Genomic DNA, 14,292 nt, shown 5'->3' on the forward strand with positions numbered 1-14,292 from the left:
CCGACGGCACCGAGGTCGTCCTGGTGCACCACCAGGTCCCCGGAGCCCGCACCGCCGCCGTCCGCCGGCACGTGATTGACACGCATGCGGGTCGACCTCTGCTCAGCGGCCTGCGCCTTGAGCTGCTCCCACTCGTCCCACGCCATGGAAGGACCCCTTCCCCCGTGTTATGCGGTATCGAGTCAACTTAGCAATGCTGAGGAGAACACTGCACCATGCCTGCCGCGTGGGATACGTCAGGCACGGAAAGGCGGCGCAGGAACGTCAGTCGACCCGCCGGCGAGTGTCGGGCAAGGCTGGGCCGACTGTCCCGCAGGGGCCAATCGTCCCGAAACACGTTCCGAAGGGTGTCTTGATCGCCGCGCCCGTTACGGGACATATACGGCTTCTTGTCGCCCCGACTCCCTGTGTTGACTGCCCCCTCGCCGCCGCAGAAAATGCCAGTACCGAGTCACCGGCGTCGGTGGGCTCGCCACTGTCTACTTCACGGAGGCTGCGCAAGCCAGTCAGCGGCATACTTTTGATCGCTGCACCGTCTCCGTGAACTCGGTGATCAGTTTCTTCATCGCTGCCGCATCGCTGTGGTGTGAGCCCGTGGCGAGCACAGCCGTGTACAGGACTTGGTCATGATCATTGCGACAGTGTTGTGTCTTGCCGAACGCTGCGTTCCCCGAGTACGCGAAGCGGCCGTCGTCGGTTCGGTGGCCCACCTTGTCGAGAGTCAGCCCTTTGGCGAACTCCACCACCGGCATGTCGTTCCACCACTCCTGCGCGGTGTAGACGATCCGTTTGCCATCGACGGAGACAGCGCAGCGAGTGGCCCTGGACGAAGCGGTTGTGACCTTCGTCGAGACCGTTTTCCCAGGGGGGAGGAAAGCGGTGAGCGCCTCGGAGTCGACAGCGGTACCACACGCTGACCGAGGCGTGGAGTAATCGCGTTGCTGCCCTCCTCCGGAACAACTGGCGAGCGCGAGGAGCAGGACAGGGACTGAGGCGGCCGCCCGGGCGAGACGGCCTCGAGGTGGAGAGACGGGTTTCGCCCGTTTCTGCCTTGCCGCGTGCTTTGCGAAGAATCCGCGAAGGTGTGTCCCGTTTCGAGTCACCGCGGCATCCGCTCAGCGGTACGAGGGGGATGCGGCATGACCGGCCTACGAGCATTCATCGGACTCCCCGACGGCTGAGGTGAAGGCGGTCGCCAGCTTTTTCATGGCGGTGGTGTCACCCAGGTCCGGGTTATTGAGCAGGACTGAGGTGTACAGCAGATGTCGGGAGTGCTCGCGGTTCTTGCAGCCTTCGACCAACTTGACCGCTCCACTTCCCGTGTAGAAGAAGTGGTCGCCGGTCGACTGTGGGGACTTGTCCGTCTGCGGGTTGGCGGACACGACAGCGGAAATGTCCACGTCCTCCTCCCACCATTGAAGGTTCGCCATCAGTGCCCACTTACCGTCGACTTCCACCCTGCAGATCTTCCTGGAAGGCACCGGACGTGATTCCCGGACGTCGACCCTCTTGCCGGCCGGCAGGAAGGGGGAAAGGAGGTCAGGATCCAACGGCACGTCACACAGAGTCCTGGGCACGGCGTAGTCCTTTTTCGCCACCGGCTCCGAGCATCCGGCAAGCAGGCCGAACAGCGCAATGACGCCTGTGGCTGCCACGACTCGCCGAGTCACCGCATTTCCGCCCTTCACGAGGTCGCTCACTGCCGACATCAGATGTCCGTGACGAGTTCGGGTCCGACCTGCTTCATGTAGTTGCCGCCTTCCATGAACCCCTGCGACGAGGAGTCCTCAGCCCATGTGGACACATCACCAGTGTTCGAGAGGTGGTAGGCCCTGGCTGCGTTGTAGGCAGCCTTCCTGGTGTACTTGATGTTGTTCTCGTTACCGAGCTGCCAGTTCTTGCCCATTTCAGTACCGGCGTCGTCCTTGGCGCTGCCCTCGGCGTCCTTGAAGAGCTCTTCCAGCATCATGCTGGTGGCCGTTCCAGCCACGCCGCCCACGCCAGCGCCGACTGCCGGCGACGCGATGAAAGAGGTGCCGACACCCACGCCGGTACCGACAGTCCCGGACAGCAGGTTCTTCCACTGGGCTACGGAGTGGTCGAAATCCTTGTCCTTGGCATCGGCGGGACCGGCGACCGCCTCGTTGCGCCCCATGGCAAGTGTCCCGGAAACCTGCCCGGAATGCCGGGCGATGTCACGAATCGCAAGCTCGACGTCCTGGTTGGGGCGTTGCTCCGCAGGAAGATCCGGGTTGAGGTGGTATTCCATCAGCCTGCCCATGTACGCTTTCTGGCCGACCTCGACGGCTGCGTAGCCCTTCGGGTCCTGCCCGACGGCGAAGAGGAAACGCGTCGCTTCGCGCCGGTCGAGTTCGGCACCTGTGCCCTGAACGGGGTACAGCTTTTGGACGCGGTCCCACGCCGCCTGACCGTCCGCATCGCCCTTGTCCGGATGCGGATCGACATCAGTTGTCGCTCGGTCGATGTCCGGCAGGTACTCCGAAGCGATTTGACCGATACTGTCCGCCATGTAGCCGTGATCCGTGAGGCGAGCATTGTCGTCCGAGATCGAGGACACGATGCTCTCGAACAGCTTTACCTGCCCCGCATTGTGCGCGGGGGTGTCGTCGGTGGGCAGTTCACCCGCGGGATGCCCGGTCGTCGCGGCTTCCAGCGCCGCGGCGAGGTTGTTGCGGCCGTCGTGGCTCCAATCGCCGCTGATGTCGCTCTTGATCGCCTGCGGCCAATGGCGATCCTCGAACAGGTACTTGAAGTTGGAGACGGCGTGCTTGTGGTCGCCGTCCTTCGGGATGAAGTCGTCGTTGAAGAAGTCGGTGGCCGCGGCCGGATTGTTCGACAGACCTTTCAGATAGCCGCTCAGCGGATCCCAGCCCGTGTCGCCGCTCATCCGGTTCAGGTAGGGGTTGGTCGGCAACTGCTGCCAGCCGGTGTGGGCGCCGTCGTGGGTGAACTTCCGCTCCGTCGCCATCAACCGCTTGCCGTACGCGGTCAGGAACGCGTCGTCGTAGTCGCCCACGCGCATGAGGTTGCTCATCACCTGGACGCCGAGGACGTCCGCGCGGTGCCCGATCGGTCGGTCCCCCAACTCGATGACGTCCTGCTTCCACCGAGTCATCGACGGTGTGTCGCTCCGGCTCGCCGTAGCCAGGGTCAGACCGAGACTCTTCTGCAGTTCGTCGAACTGCTCCCGTCGCTCGCGGGTGAGGTCCGGTGCCACCATCGGGTCCGTGACGCCGGCCCAGAACTCCAGGGTCCTCTTCGCCCCGAGGCGGGCCGTGAAGCGCTCGGCGAACAGAGGGTCGTCGTGGTACTTCTTCAGCCCGGCGTTCACACGGTCGAACTCCTCGACCGTGAGGTCGTCCGGGTCCTTCCTGGCCAGCTTCGCCAGCTCGTCGGCTTCCTTCACGGCCGCCGCCGCGGTGTCCCGGTCCTTGTAATGGGCGTCGGAGAAACCCGTCCGGGTCTGATCGGCGATCGCGACGAGGACGTCTCTGGCCGTGCTGTCGCTCTCGGTGGCCTTGCTGAGGATGCCCTGAATCTCGTCGCGGAGGGCGTCGACGTCCTTCTGGTCGGTCGCGCCCGTCTTGCCGCTCGGGTCGGAGGCCCAGTCCGGCCGTGTGCTGCCCATGACCTGGAACGCGCCGTCACCCCGGTCGATGACGGTCAGGTTCTTCTTCTGCCCGCGGGAGACGGCATCCGTCAGCTGCCGGTGGTACAGCTTCAGCTCGTCCCGGGTGTCCAGCAAGATCCGGTAAATGGTGGTCGCCTGTGTGTGGGCGTCGCCGAACTCGCCGGCCGTCTTGCCGACGAACTGTTTGGACACCTGCGCATTCACCCCGGCCCAGTCGGCCTTGACAGCGGCTTTGTGGAGGTGGTCCTCGGCATCCTTCTTCAGATCCGCGAGGTGCTTCACGAGGGTCGACCAGTCGCTGACGGCGTCGTCGAGCAGTTTGAAGTTGGCGTGGTAGAGGGTGTTGAAGTCCATTGGTGGTCATCCCGGGATAGCGGTGCCGATGGTGTGAGCGTCCCTGTCGTCTCCGACCCGACGCCGCTACTCCTTCTTCTTGCCCTTGCCCTTGCCGTCGTCCCCATAGTCGTTCTTCGCGCCCGGTGCTCCCACCCGTTCGTCGAACCCGGCGTCCAGCGCGTCGATGCTGCTCATCTGGCGCTGGATGTAGTGCTCGTCGTTCGCGTGCACGGCCTTGGTGGTCTGCATGTGGTTGGAGATCTGGGCGCAGGCGTCCATCAGGGACTTCAGCTGCTCCTCCCAGCGGTTCGAGACGTGCTGGAGTCCGGCGCCGAGGGCGAAGCCCTGCTTGGAGAGGTCGCCGGCTGCGGAGTCACTGCTCGGGGTGGCTACGCGGGCCTTGTCCCACAGCTGGTCGTAGAGGTGGTGCGCCGCCCTGCCGATCTTTTCCAGGTCCTTGTGCCCGACCTTGAGGTCACCCGTCCTGCTGGGGATGACGTAGGGGCCGTAGGTGCCGCCGCCCGCGTCGACATGGTTGAGCTGCATGTGCGCCGACTCCCCCTGAGCAGCCTGCGCCTTGAGCTGCTCCCATTCGTCCCACGCCATGGAAGGGCCCTCCCCCGTGTTTCACTGCGATGCTGGGCCAAAGTAGCAACCGGGACCGCTGAGGCCAGGCGCCATATCCGCTATGGGTGATGTTTCGGTCGTGAAGGTTCCGCGGAGGCGACCTCGCCGGCCCACCGGCTGCGCTGCCCCCTCCTGGCCGTCGTCCGAGCTGTTCGCTCTGTTCGGCAATCGCGCGCCTTGCCCGTCGGAGTGAGGCTTCGTCATGGCGAAGACGACTCTCAGGTGGCGCCCTGCGTCCCGGTCACCGTGCGGATGTGAAGCTTCCGCGTAGATGCCGGGCCCCTTCTGTCTCTTTTGGTCGCCCTGTCGGTCTTGCGTGGCTCTGAACCGGTCATACATGGACGCCATTGCAACTGAACTGTCGCAGAGTTCAGTTGGCCGCGAAATGCACAGTGACTACAGTGGTCGGCGATGGACCGGTGCCGCGGTTGTGCGCCGCCCGGTCCGTCGAGCGGTACCAACGGGGAAACGGGGAAGGAGTCGCGGTGGGCGGCGGTAGCGGCTCGGGCATGAGGCGCGGCATCGATGCGCTGGCGAAGTTCAAGAAGAAGGTCGACGACGCGCTGACGGCCTTCGAGGGTGCTCCCGGCAGCCCGTCCAGGCTCGCGGAGCACAGGCTCAGCGCTTCCTCCTTCAGCGGTTCGAACATCCCCTTCCACGAGGCGACCGAGCTGCACGGCAAGTACGAGCAGGTGCACGAGCGCCTCACCTCGCTGTCGCGGAACCTCGGGATGCAGATAGAGGCCCTGACGCTCGCGGCGCACGCGGCCGACGCCACGTACGACGGTACGGAGGACGAGGTGCGGCGCCGGTTCTGGCAGATCCGCTCGCACCTCGTGCACGAGCACCAGCAGGCGACGGCGTCCGAGCACAAGCACACCGAGCACAAGCACGCCGAGCCGAAGCCGGTCCGGGCTGGTGAGCACGCCGGCGACGCAACGTCCGCGGGGGATCCCATTGACTGACAACTGGCAGCAGAAGCCCGAGTACAAGACGGACGTCGAGCAGGCGGACCGCCAGGTCGGCGTGGTCAATGCCATCAGCCATCTGCAGACCGCCTTCCGGGGCACGCCGATCGGATCGGCGCTCTCCCTCGGCCGGACCGACTTCGAGGACCACGATCTCAACGCGATGATCGACCTGGTCCGCCACGCCAACCCCGAGCACCTGGAGATGGCCAGCAAGGCCCTGTGGGACGCCCGTACGGCCATCCACGACGCGGCGACGGACCTGGCGACGAACCTCAAGGGGGTCGACTGGGAGGGCGAGGGCGCCGAGCAGTTCCGCACCTGGACCGCCGGCCTCATCGACTGGACCAAGGGACTCGCGACCTTCGCCGACGTCGCCGCCACCGAGATCTCCGCCGCCGCCACGGGGCTGGCCTCCGTGCGCAGCTCCATGCCCGAGCGCGACCCCCGGCCCGCGGCCGAGCAGAAGCGTCCCCATGAGCTGCCCAAGTCCAAGCAGGTCGACGGCGACCCGGACTACGCCGCCGCGCTGAAGGTCGAGAAGAACCGGCAAGAGGCGATCAACCAGATGAACCGGTTGGCGTCGTTCTATGCGGTCTCCGCCTCCACGCTGGGCACGGCCCTGGAGGCCGACCCGAAGCCCTACAAGCCGATCCCGGACGTGGGCGTGCCGAAGCCGGTGGGGCGCTCCAAGGGTGGGGCGGGTCCGTACGGGTCCGGCCCGAGCGGGAGCCGAGGGCTGGTCGGGGGAAGCCGCGGAACCGCCGTGGAAGGCCACCACGGTACGGCTGCCGTGGACGCAACGGGGACCGGCGGGCATGTACCGCCGGTCAGGGAAGTGCACGAGCCCAGCGCGAGCGTGCCTTCCGACGGAGACATCGGCACGGCGATCGACAGCACGGCCACGCTGCCTCCTCAGGCGCCCACCGCACCGCCCGGTTCCCCGGTGCCCACTGCCCCGGCCGCCGGTGGTGGCGGGCAGACGCCGCCGCTGCCGACGGGACCGATGGCGCCTCCCCTCGCCCCGACCGCCGGCCGTACCCCCGGCTACGGGCCGACCAGCCGGTTCCCCGTGACCGCACAGGGACGCAGCGGTCCGTCGGGAGCCGGAAGCGGCCGGGTGCCGCAGGGTGCCGCGGGCCAGGCGGGGCGTGCCGTCTCCAGCGGCCGCGTTCCGCAGGGTGCCGCGGGCCAGGCGGGGCGTACGGTCGCCGGTGGTCGAGCGCCTCAGGGCCCGCTGGGACAAACCGCCCGTGCCACGGGACGCGCGACCGCGGCGGGTCAGCCGGGCGCACGCGGGCCCGTCCAGTCCGGGCGCCCGCCGATGGGGCGTCCCGTCACCGGTGGAACGCCGACGAGCACCGGCGCACCTGGCGGACGCACGGGAGCGACCGGTCCCGCCGGCCCGGCGCGCAACGGCGTCGTGGGCGGCAAGCCCGTCACGGGCGGGAGGCCGGCGGGCACGGCCAACCCCCGTGTCCCGCGCGGAATGGTCGTCGGCGCAGAGGAGCCGGGCTCCTCCGCACCGGCGAAGGGCGCTCTCGGGCAGCGGGGAGTGGTCGGCGCCCCCAGGCCGAACCCGGAGCCCGGCGCGGGCCAGGCGGTGCTGCGCTCGGCCAGCAACCCCGAGGGCGTCGTCGGCGCGCCCCGTGCTGCTGCCGGTTCCCGGGGCGCCGAGGCCGGCGCAACGGGGCTGGGACGCGGCGCGGTGGGCGGCCGGCAGGCTCCGGGCGGTGAGGCGGGCAGGGCTTCCGGCACCGGACAGCACCGATCGTCGCAGCAGCGGCGTGATGTGCCCCAGAAGAACGACTGACACGAGCGAGGACGTACACAGGCATGAAGCCAGGGACCGGCCGGCGCGGCACCAGGACCGCCCTCTTGACGAGGCGCAACGCGAGGCGACTGTCTGCCGTGTGCTCGGTGCTGGGCACGCTGGTCATCGCGTCGGCAGGACTGGCTCCCGGAGCCGTGGCGTTGGACGACGTTCGAACCAAGCAGTGGTATCTGGACGCGATGGGCGCCGACGAGATATGGAAGCACAGCACCGGCAAGGGGGTGAAGGTCGCTGTCATCGACACCGGGGTCAACCCGAACACCTCCTCGCTCAGGGGCCAGGTGCTGGTCGACGAGGTGCCGAAAGCAGCGAAGTACCACGTCACCCAGGACTATGACGGCCACGGTACTTCGATGGCCGAGCTCATCGCGGGCACGGGAGCCGGCGGAGGCATCAAGGGCCTCGCTCCGGGAGCGAAGATCATCCCGATTCGGGTGGGACTTGATCAGATGAAGGATGAGCGCGAGCGGTTGAGGTCCCTCGACTCGCCCCAGGCCATCAGGGCTGCCGCCGACACCGATGCCAAGATCATCAACATGTCCTACGGCAGCGAATTCCCCGATGAGGCGGAGCAGGCCGCCGTCAAGTACGCGGCGTCCAAGGGCAAGTTGCTGTTCGCCGCCACGGGTAACGACGGAGCCAAGGGCAACAAGGCCAACTACCCCGCCATGTATCCGTACGTTGTGGGAGTCTCTGCCATCGACCGGCACGCCACCGTGGGCAAATTCTCCACCTACGGGAACCAGGTGGACTTCTCGGCTCCTGGCATTGAGGTCCCGACCTGGTGCGACGCCACGTTCACCAGGTACTGCCGCACCTTTGGCACCAGCAACGCCTCCGCCATCGCCTCCGCCTCCGCCGCCCTCGTCTGGTCCGCGCACCCCGACTGGACCGCCAACCAGGTCCTCCGCTCCTTCATCGACACCGCCGGCCGCAGCTGGCCCAAGAACAAGCCCAGCAAGTACCTCGGGTACGGCGTCATCCGGCCCCGCCGGGTACTGATCGCCAAGGACATCGACCCGGGCCCGGCCAACCGCGACCCCCTCGCCGCCGAGAACGGGACGGCGCCGGACGAGGACATCACGGCCACCGGCGGTTCCTCGGCCGCGCCCTCCTCGTCGCCCTCGTCCGGGGCGTCGGCGAAGCCCTCGAAGGAAGCCGGTTCCGCCGACGGCCCCACCTCCGCCGCCGCGCAGGACACCGCGTCCGGCGGCGGCACCCGGACCTGGGTGATCATCGGCGCCGCGGCAGCCGTACTCATCCTCGGAGGCGCCGGTTTCGCCGTGCTGCGCGCACGCCGTAACGCCTGAGCGGTCTCCCGCATACCTGTTCATTCGCCGAGTGAGCAGAAGCCCGCTTGCCATCCGTGCTGACGCCTTGACGCAGCACCCGGCAAGGTCAGTTCGCAACGAAAGGCATGGAAAATGGCCACAGGGCGCCAGAAGGTAAGCGACAAGGACATCATCGTCCTCGAAAAGGAGCTTCTGCACCGCTTCGAGGGCATCAAGGGCCAGCTCAAGGAGCTCCAGGCGATCATCGACAGCCTGGAAGGCCACTGGAAGGGCATCGGCGCCGGCGCGTTCAACGCCAAGCAGACCGAGATCAACGAGCGCATGGTCCGGATCGGCAACATCCTCGCCAAGTTCATCGAGGCCATGAGCACCACCCGGAAGATCAAGGACGGCACGGAGGACGAGGTCCGCTCGCAGGTGCAGAGCATCGACATCGGCGCCGGCGGCTCGGCCCTGTCCAGCTACTGATCCGCAGACCACCACTTCTCGACAACGGAGCAATCATGGGCGTGAACAACAGCGGCGAGCTCGAAGTTTCCTACGGGGGTCTCGACGAGACCGCCACCCAGCTGGCCAACCACGCGCGGCGGCTCGAAGAGGGCCTCGAGGCCATCAAGCAGAAGGTCGCCGGCGTCGCCAGCATGTGGGAGGGCGAGGCCCACAACGCGTACACCGAGCAGCAGGCCGCCTGGGACCGTGAGGCCAAGGGCATCCACGAGGCCCTCGTCGCCATCGGCAAGGTCGTGCACGCGGCCGGCGGCGACTACCAGGGCGGCGACCGGAAGGCCGCCAGCTACTTCATGTAGGACGGCTGACCGGCCGGCACGGCGGAGCAACGGGGTGGGCACGCACGGGAGGTGCCCACCCCGTGGTGTGCGTGCCCCGGCCGACGTCCCCGCTACGTTCCCCCGCCGGGGTGCCCGTGCCCCCGGCGCCGGCCCGTCGCCCGCACCGGTGACGGCCGGCACCCGCCCCGGCCACCCCGGACGAGCGGCTCTGGCACCAGGTCGACGATCTTGGTGCGCCCGCCCCCACCGCGTACGGCAGCCCGCCCGAGCGGGGTACGCGCTGGCGTGCCCCTCGCCGAGGCACCGGCCGTCCGTCCCGCACGGCAGCGCCTCACCGCAGCCGAGCACTCTCCGCGGCCGCCCTGCCCGCCACCGACGGCCTTCCCGACCGGCCTCCACGCGGCAATACGGGCCGCGCCCCCCACGCGGTACTACGGGCCGCACCCCGAACAGGCCACGCCCCCGACCACTCACCCGGAACACCCACGCCCTGGACCCGCGCCGCCACCCCGTGCGCGCACAGTGCCCGGACGGGACCCCCGCGACCGCCCACCCCCAGCAAGCCGTACTCCATGAGGAAGCGCGCACAGCGGGCGGATACGCGTACCGCCTGCCCGCCCTGCCCGCCGGCCGCACCGCACCCGCCAAACGCCGAACCCGGCGGCCCTCCGGCCGCCGGGTTCGCCACGGGAATCCCGTCAGTACTCCACGTCCACCAGCCCCGTCTGGACCAGCGGCTTGCCCCGCTTGCGGGAGACGAAGACGCCCCGCCCCGCGGGCATCGGCCGCGGCCGGACCCCGCCGAGGATGTCGCCCTCGGCCGGGTCGCCCGCCAGGACGATGCCCTGGGCGCCGAGTTCCTTCATGCGCTGCATGAACGGCTCGTAGGAGGCGCGGCCGGCGCCCGCCGAGGAACGGGCGATGACGAAGCGGACGCCGACGTCGCGGGCGAAGGGCAGCATCTCGGTCAGACCGCTGAGCGGGTTGCCGCTGGACGTGGAGACCAGGTCGTAGTCGTCGATGACCACGAACACCTGCGGCCCCCGCCACCAGCTCCGCTCCCGCAGCTGCTGCGGGGTGACGTCGGCCGTCGGGGTGCGGCGCTGCATGAGGTCGGCCAGCGCCACCATGTGGTGGTCCATCTGGCTGGACATCGGGATGTACTCCGCCAGGTGGGAGGCAGGGGTGACGTCCAGCAGGGAGCGGCGGTTGTCGACCACGAAGAACTTCGCCTCGTCGCCGCCGTACCGCAGGGTCAGCTGCTTGATCAGCAGCCGCAGCAGGTTGGACTTGCCGGACTCGCTCTCGCCGAAGACGAGGAAGAACGGGTCCTGCTCGAAGTCGACGAACACCGGCTCCAGGTTGTCCTCGTCCAGCGCGAAGGCGACGCCCCGCTGCGGGAACCTGTCGCCCGGCGGCAGCTTGACCGCCTCCAGCCGGCGCGGCAGCAGCCGCACCTTCGGGGCGCCCGGCGCCTGCCAGTGGCGTCCGACCTCGGTCGTCAGCGCGGCGGTGGCCTCCGCCAGGTCCGTGTCGGAGGTGAGGCCGTCGATGCGCGGGACGGCCGTCATGAAGTGCAGCTTCTGCGGGGACAGACCGCGGCCGGGGACGCCCGCGGGGACGTTCGCCGCCACCTTGCGGTCGATCTCCGAGTCCATCACGTCACCGAGGCGCAGCTCCAGCCGGTTCATCAGGTGGTCCTTGAGGTTCGCCCGGACCTCCATCGAGCGCGACGCGGTGATGATCAGGTGGATGCCGTAGCCGAGGCCGCGGGCGGCGATGTCCAGGACCGCCGGCTCCAGCCCCTCGTAGTCGGTGCGGAAGTTGCCCCAGCCGTCGATGACCAGGAACACGTCGCCCCACGGCTGGTCCGTGACCGAGATGTCGCCGCGGGCGCGCCGGGCGCGGTAGTCGGCGATGGAGGCGATGCCGGCCGTGCGGAAGTACTCCTCGCGGCGGGTCAGGACGCCGTACACCTCGGAGACCGTCCGGCGGACCCGCTCGGGGTCCAGGCGCGAGGCGATGCCGCCGACGTGCGGCAGGCCGTCCACGGCGGCCATGCCGCCGCCGCCGAAGTCGAGGCCGTAGAACTGCACCTCGTGCGGGGTGTGGGTGAGCGCGAAGGAGCAGATCAGGGTGCGCAGCAGGGTGGACTTGCCGGACTGGGGGCCGCCGATGACCTGCATGTGGCCGGCCGCGCCCGAGAAGTCCAGCATCAGACGGTCGCGGCGCTGCTCGTACGGCTTGTCGACCAGGCCCGCCGGGACGACCAGACGGCCCGCGCCCTCGTAGCCGGGCTGGGTCAGACCGCGGTCCGGCACGGCCGCGAGGCCCGGGAGCAGCGCGTCCAGCGACGGCGGGCTCTCCAGCGGCGGCAGCCACACCTGGTGCGCCGCCGGGCCCTGCGCCTCCAGCCGGCGCACGATCACGTCGAGGACCGTGTCGGCCAGCGCCTCGTCCACCTGGGCTTCGGAGGGGGTGCGCTGCGGCGGGACGGCGGTGTACCGCACCGGCACCTCGGTGGCGGTGAACAGCACCGGCCGCCGGTCCACCGGGAGCTGCCCGCCGGGCAGGGCCGCCTGCCGGGAGCCCGAGCGGTACACGCCCGAGACGTACGCCGCCTTGAAGCGGACCATCTCGTCCGTGCCGTACTTCAGGAAGCCGGAGCCGGGGACGTTCGGGAGTTCGTAGGCGTCCGGGACGCCGAGCGCGGCGCGGGACTCGGCCGCGGAGAAGGTGCGCAGACCGATCCGGTACGACAGGTACGTCTCCAGGCCGCGCAGGCGGCCCTCCTCCAGGCGCTGCGAGGCCAGCAGCAGGTGCACGCCCAGCGACCGGCCGATGCGGCCGATCTGCACGAACATCTCGATGAAGTCCGGCTTGGCGCTCAGCAGCTCGCTGAACTCGTCGATCACCAGGACGAGCGAGGGGATGGGCTGCAGCGGCGCACCGGCCGCGCGCGCCTTCTCGTAGTCGTGGATGTTGGCGTAGTTGCCCGCGTCGCGCAGCAGCTCCTGGCGGCGGTTCAGCTCGCCGCGGATCGAGTCGCCCATGCGGTCGACCAGGGTCAGGTCGTCGGCGAGGTTGGTGATGACGGCCGCGACGTGCGGCATCTGCGCCATGCCGGCGAACGTCGCACCGCCCTTGAAGTCGGCGAGGACGAAGTTCAGCGTCTCCGAGGAGTGGGTGACCGCGAGGCCCAGCACCAGCGTGCGCAGCAGTTCCGACTTGCCGGAACCGGTCGCGCCGACGCACAGGCCGTGCGGGCCCATGCCCTCCTGCGCGGCCTCCTTCAGGTCCAGCATCACGGGCCGGCCGTCCACGCCCACACCGATGGGCACGCGCAGCCGTTCCGCGAGCGCGCGCGGCCGCCAGGTGCGCTTGGTGTCGACGGACGCCGCGTCGCCGAGGCCCAGCAGGTCGGTGAACTCCAGGTTGGCGAGCAGCGGTTCGTCGTCGTCGCCGCCTGAGGCCATGCGCAGCGGCGCCAGTTGCCGGGCCAGCGCCTCGGCGGACTCGTAGGACAGGGCGTCCGGGGCGCCCTCGTAGACCTCGCCGTGCCCGGACTCCAGGCGCAGCAGGCCGGGCTGCACGACGATGGACAGGTCGCCGCCCGCCGTGGTCAGGTCGCCCGGCACCACCTCGAGCACCGTGACGCCCTGCAGCCCCTCCGGGTTGGCGAGCACCGAGTCCGGCAGCAGGGACAGCTCGTCCAGCACCAGGACGATGTGCGGCTCGTCCAGCAGCGGCGCCGCGCCCGGGTGGAAGCGCGGCCGGCCGGTGAGCCGGGCGGCGAGCAGGTCCTCCAGCTCGCGCGGGTCGGAGCCGATCAGCCGGCGGGAGCCCGCGCCGTCCACCGCGCCGGGCGCCTGCGCGTGCGGCAGCCACTTCACCCACTCCCAGTGCGGCAGCGCCTCACGGCCCGCGGCCACCGCGACGACCAGGTCCTCGGGGGAGTGCAGCGAGGCCAGCGAGCCGACCAGGGCGCGGGCCGAGGCCCGCACGGACTGCGGTTCGCCGCTGACGGTGACGTGGTAGAAGGCGCGCAGCGAGACCGCCATCGGCAGGTCGCCGACGGTGTTGTGCGCGGCGAGGAAACGCTGCATCGCGCCGGCGGTCAACGGCTCGAGCTGCTCGACGGGGCCCGTGTCCGGGGCGATGAGCGGGGTCGCCAGCGGCTGCGGGCCCAGGCCGATGCGCACATGCGCGAAGTCCTCGTCGCCGGGCCGCCGTTCCCACACCCGGCTGCCCTCGGCGACGAGCGCCCACAGCTGCTCGGGGGAGGGGTGCAGGTAGTACTGGGCGTCCCGCTGCGCCTTCGCCGTCCGGACGGCGGCCGCGCGCGTCTGCGAGAGGTAGCTGAGGTAGTCGCGGCGCATGTCGGCGAGCTGGCCCTGGGAGCCGCGGCGGAAGCGGACCACCATCGCGATGGACATCGCCACCGTCGACGCGATCATGATCATGCCCATGATCTTCATGAACGGCTGCCCGTTCGTGAAGAAGAACACCACCGAACCGCCCATGCCCAGCGTGGGCAGGAGCTGCATCAGCACGCTCTCCTGCGGCCCCCGCGGCAGTTCGGGAGGGGGCTGGACAACGACCTCACCCGTGGGCACTTCGGACGGTAGCGCCCTAGGGGGGCGCTTGACGACAATCTGGCTCACCGCTCACCAATTCCCTTGCCCGACCCAGGCGTTCCGCCCGCCACCCCGTGTCCGGCGAGCGCAGGCCGCCGCGTGATCCTACTGAGTTCACGCGACGGCGGTGAGCGGTAGGGTGCCGGATGGTCGCGTGA

The 14,292-nt window shown here is 69.5% G+C and carries 10 protein-coding genes; 5 read left to right on the top strand and 5 right to left on the bottom strand.

Annotation, left to right across the window (positions count from 1 at the left end; all coding sequences use genetic code 11):
* Positions 1-506: 506 nt before the first annotated feature.
* From ABZ261_RS28340 to ABZ261_RS28355, 4 genes are all read right to left on the bottom strand, one after another.
* Positions 507-752 (bottom strand): hypothetical protein, encoded by a 246-nt coding sequence (locus tag ABZ261_RS28340; RefSeq protein WP_356864008.1) that lies wholly within the window; start codon positions 750-752, stop codon positions 507-509.
* Positions 753-1,148: 396 nt separating this feature from the next.
* Entirely contained in the window at positions 1,149-1,700 is a 552-nt protein-coding gene (locus tag ABZ261_RS28345; RefSeq protein ID WP_356864010.1) for a hypothetical protein, read from the bottom strand.
* Positions 1,701-1,708: 8 nt separating this feature from the next.
* Entirely contained in the window at positions 1,709-4,006 is a 2,298-nt protein-coding gene (locus ABZ261_RS28350) for a hypothetical protein (RefSeq protein WP_356864012.1), read from the bottom strand.
* 66 nt (positions 4,007-4,072) lie between these two features.
* Positions 4,073-4,594, bottom strand: a complete 522-nt coding sequence (locus ABZ261_RS28355) for a hypothetical protein (RefSeq protein WP_356864014.1) — start codon at positions 4,592-4,594, stop codon at positions 4,073-4,075.
* A gap of 506 nt (positions 4,595-5,100) precedes the next feature.
* Between ABZ261_RS28355 and ABZ261_RS28360 the strand changes: the two genes are divergently transcribed.
* The 5 genes from ABZ261_RS28360 (at position 5,101) to ABZ261_RS28380 (ending at position 9,515) form a co-directional block, all read left to right on the top strand.
* Positions 5,101-5,580, top strand: coding sequence for a hypothetical protein (locus tag ABZ261_RS28360; protein WP_356864016.1), 480 nt, complete (start codon positions 5,101-5,103; stop codon positions 5,578-5,580).
* Positions 5,573-7,396 carry a hypothetical protein gene (locus ABZ261_RS28365; RefSeq protein WP_356864018.1) on the top strand — a complete coding sequence of 608 codons (1,824 nt, stop codon included), beginning with the start codon at positions 5,573-5,575 and terminating at the stop codon, positions 7,394-7,396. The genes ABZ261_RS28360 and ABZ261_RS28365 overlap by 8 nt, the downstream gene beginning before the upstream one ends.
* Positions 7,397-7,596: 200 nt before the next feature.
* Positions 7,597-8,727 (top strand): S8 family serine peptidase, encoded by a 1,131-nt coding sequence (locus ABZ261_RS28370; RefSeq protein ID WP_356864046.1) that lies wholly within the window; start codon positions 7,597-7,599, stop codon positions 8,725-8,727.
* Between the two features lie 114 nt (positions 8,728-8,841).
* The gene (locus ABZ261_RS28375) at positions 8,842-9,177 is read left to right on the top strand and encodes a WXG100 family type VII secretion target (RefSeq protein WP_356864020.1); all 336 of its coding nucleotides are present in this window, start codon (positions 8,842-8,844) and stop codon (positions 9,175-9,177) included.
* Positions 9,178-9,212: 35 nt separating this feature from the next.
* Positions 9,213-9,515: a WXG100 family type VII secretion target gene (locus ABZ261_RS28380; RefSeq protein WP_356864022.1), complete on the top strand. Its 303-nt coding sequence runs from the start codon at positions 9,213-9,215 to the stop codon at positions 9,513-9,515.
* 680 nt (positions 9,516-10,195) lie between these two features.
* On the opposite strand, the gene eccCa is transcribed toward ABZ261_RS28380, so the two are convergent.
* Positions 10,196-14,161 carry a type VII secretion protein EccCa gene (eccCa, locus tag ABZ261_RS28385; RefSeq protein ID WP_356864024.1) on the bottom strand — a complete coding sequence of 1,322 codons (3,966 nt, stop codon included), beginning with the start codon at positions 14,159-14,161 and terminating at the stop codon, positions 10,196-10,198.
* Between the last annotated feature and the right edge of the window lie 131 nt (positions 14,162-14,292).

The organism is Streptomyces sp. NPDC006193 (assembly GCF_040613915.1).
In the GTDB taxonomy this organism is placed as follows: Bacteria; Actinomycetota; Actinomycetes; order Streptomycetales; family Streptomycetaceae; genus Streptomyces.

Excerpts from the sequence above, each read along its gene's own strand:
- ABZ261_RS28340 (WP_356864008.1), bottom strand. The coding sequence starts at position 752 with ATGCCGGTGGTGGAGTTCGCCAAAGGGCTGACTCTCGACAAGGTGGGC.
- ABZ261_RS28350 (WP_356864012.1), bottom strand. The coding sequence starts at position 4,006 with ATGGACTTCAACACCCTCTACCACGCCAACTTCAAACTGCTCGACGAC.
- ABZ261_RS28355 (WP_356864014.1), bottom strand. The coding sequence starts at position 4,594 with ATGGCGTGGGACGAATGGGAGCAGCTCAAGGCGCAGGCTGCTCAGGGG.
- ABZ261_RS28370 (WP_356864046.1), top strand. The coding sequence starts at position 7,597 with ATGGGCGCCGACGAGATATGGAAGCACAGCACCGGCAAGGGGGTGAAG.
- ABZ261_RS28375 (WP_356864020.1), top strand. The coding sequence starts at position 8,842 with ATGGCCACAGGGCGCCAGAAGGTAAGCGACAAGGACATCATCGTCCTC.
- ABZ261_RS28380 (WP_356864022.1), top strand. The coding sequence starts at position 9,213 with ATGGGCGTGAACAACAGCGGCGAGCTCGAAGTTTCCTACGGGGGTCTC.